Source organism: Intrasporangium sp., from assembly GCF_051961875.1.
Classification (GTDB): Bacteria; Actinomycetota; Actinomycetes; order Actinomycetales; family Dermatophilaceae; genus Intrasporangium_A.
The window spans coordinates 1-2,607 of the sequence record NZ_JBQCCV010000002.1 but is presented as its reverse complement, the minus strand read 5'-3'; the positions used below and the strand labels follow the sequence as shown (position 1 = coordinate 2,607).

Genomic DNA, 2,607 nt, shown 5'->3' with positions numbered 1-2,607 from the left:
GTCAGGCGGGTGTTAAGGCGGGGTGGATCGGCACAGCGGGCGCGTAGGAACGTCTCATGGTCGTGAATGTGGTTCTAATGGCGCTTGGTCTGGCGGTGCTGGTGTACCTGGTCTACGTGCTGCTCCACCCGGACCGGTTCTGATGAGCGACACGACGAGCGGTCTGTTGACGATCGCTGTCCTGGTTGCTGCCCTCGCAGTCGTCCATGTGCCGCTCGGCAACTGGATGGCCCGCGTGTTCACCGACGAAGGGCACTGGGGCATCGAGCGGCTCGTGTACCGGCTGTGCCGCGTCGACCCGTCGTCGGAGCAGCGGTGGAGCACCTATGCCGTGGCGCTCCTGGGCTTCTCGGTGGTCGGGATCGTGCTGCTCCTTCTCATCCTCGTGCTCCAGGGCGTGCTGCCGTTTGCCCGAGGCGCCTCGATGCATGTCGACACGGCGCTCAACACGGCGGTGTCGTTCGTGACGAACACCAACTGGCAGGCTTACGTCCCTGAGGTGGGCACGTCGCCGTTCGTGCAGACCCTGGGTTTGGCCGTGCAGAACTTCGTCTCCCCGGCCGTCGGGCTCGCGGTGGCCGCCGCGCTCATCCGCGGTATGGTCCGGTCCACCGGAGCGGTGGTCGGCAACTTCTGGGTCGACCTGGTGCGGGCGACGCTGCGCATCATGCTGCCCCTCGCGATTCTCGGTGCTGTCGTGCTGCTGCTCGGCGGGGTTATCCAGAACCTCACCGCGCCGACGGAGGTCACGACGCTCTCGGGCGGCCACCAGGTGATCCAGGGCGGGCTCGTCGCGTCGCAGGAGTCGATCAAGGAGCTCGGCACCAACGGCGGTGGCTACTTCAACGCCAACTCGGCCCACCCGTTTGAGAACCCGAACCCCTTCACCAACCTCTTCGAGATCTTCCTGCTGCTTGTCATCCCGTTCTCCCTTCCGCGCACCTACGGGGTGATGGTCGCCGATCGGCGGCAGGGATGGACGGTGCTCGCTTTCATGGCCAGCTTGTGGGGCCTCATCGTCGCGACGGTCACCTGGGCGGAGGCCCACGCGGCGGCCGGGCCGCTCGGTGCGCTCGAAGGCAAGGAGCTGCGCTTCGGCGTCTGGCCATCGGCGCTCTTCGCAGCGAGCACGACGAGCACCTCGACGGGAGCGGTGAACTCGGCCCACGAGAGCCTGTCTCCGCTGGGCGGCGGCGGGGCGATCTTCGCGATGATGCTCGGCGAGGTGTCCCCGGGCGGTGTGGGGACTGGCCTGTACGGCGCCCTGCTCATCGCGGTCCTCTCTGTCTTCATCGCCGGGCTCATGGTCGGGCGCACCCCGGAGCTGCTCGGCAAGCAGATCGGCCGGCGCGAGATCACCCTCACCGCCCTGTCCTTGCTGACAATGCCCTCGCTCGTTCTGGCCTTCACCGGGATCGGCATGGTGCTGCCGCTCGTGTCGGCGCAGATGTTCGCGAGCGGACCGCACGGGCTCACGGAGGTGATGTATGCCTATACCTCGGCAGCGAACAACAACGGCAGCGCGTTCGCCGGCCTCTCTGCCGATACGCCGTACCTCAACCTGACGCTGGCCGCGTGCATGTTCCTCGGCCGCTATGTCCCGATCGTCCTCGTGCTCGCCTTGTCGGGATCTTTCGTGGCCCAACGCCGCCGCCCGGCCACGGCAGGCACGCTGGCGACCCACACCCCGACGTTCGCGGGCCTGCTCACTGCAGTTGCCATCATCGTGACCGGTCTGACCTTCTTCCCGGCCCTGGCTCTCGGCCCTCTCGCGGAGGCGCTCTCATGACTCAGTCGTCAACGCCCCGCCCGTCCACACCGGTGTCGTCCACGAGCACGCGCACCTCTGGAGCGAGGACCGGCACCGGGTTGATCCGGTTGGCCAACCGGATCAACCCCAGGTATCGGGACCGCCGCGCCGACCAGCTCATCCGCCCGGGGCGCTCGGCGACCTCGCTGTCGCAGCTGTCCCGACAGCTGCTCACGACGTTCCCTCAGGCCGTCGCCAAGCTCGACCCGCGCCACGTCTGGCGCAGCCCCGTCATGTTCGTCGTCTGGGTCGGTTCGGTCATCACGACCGCATCTGCCATCGTCAGCCCATCGTGGTTCTCGTGGGCGGTCACCGTGTGGCTCTGGGCCACCGTGCTGTTCGCGAACATGGCCGAGGCAGTCGCCGAGGGTCGCGGCAAGGCGCAGGCCGCCTCGCTGCGGGCGAGCCGACGCACAACGACCGCCCGCCGGCGCCGCGCCGATGGGTTCTTCGAGACGGTCGCCGCCTCCGAGCTGGCCATTGGGGACATTGTCACCGTCCGGCCGAACGAGGTCATCCCCGGGGACGGGGACGTCATCGAGGGCATGGCCACGGTCGACGAGTCCGCCATCACCGGCGAGTCCGCACCCGTCATCCGCGAGTCCGGCGGCGACCGTAGCGCTGTCACCGGCGGCACGACGGTGCTGTCCGACGGGATCGCCGTGCGGATCACGACCAGGCCGGGCGAGACGTTCATCGACCGGATGATCGCGCTCGTCGAGGGCGCCGCACGCCAGAAGACCCCGAACGAGCTCGCGCTGACCATCCTGCTGGTCATCCTGACCGTCATCTTCGTG

The 2,607-nt window shown here is 68.3% G+C and carries 3 protein-coding genes; all 3 read left to right on the top strand.

The window, feature by feature from the left end:
* Nucleotides 1-56: 56 nt before the first annotated feature.
* Complete coding sequence (locus ACTHJJ_RS00035; protein WP_440300890.1) at nt 57-143, top strand: potassium-transporting ATPase subunit F; 87 nt, start codon at nt 57-59, stop codon at nt 141-143.
* Nucleotides 143-1,789 (top strand): potassium-transporting ATPase subunit KdpA, encoded by a 1,647-nt coding sequence (kdpA, locus tag ACTHJJ_RS00030; RefSeq protein ID WP_440300889.1) that lies wholly within the window; start codon nt 143-145, stop codon nt 1,787-1,789. Before ACTHJJ_RS00035 ends, kdpA begins: the two co-directional genes overlap by 1 nt.
* The coding region (locus ACTHJJ_RS00025; RefSeq protein WP_440300888.1) for a P-type ATPase at nt 1,786-2,607 on the top strand (822 nt) is incomplete at its 3' end. The genes kdpA and ACTHJJ_RS00025, both read left to right, overlap by 4 nt.

Excerpts from the sequence above, each read along its gene's own strand:
- kdpA (WP_440300889.1), top strand. The coding sequence starts at position 143 with ATGAGCGACACGACGAGCGGTCTGTTGACGATCGCTGTCCTGGTTGCT.
- ACTHJJ_RS00035 (WP_440300890.1), top strand. The coding sequence starts at position 57 with ATGGTCGTGAATGTGGTTCTAATGGCGCTTGGTCTGGCGGTGCTGGTG.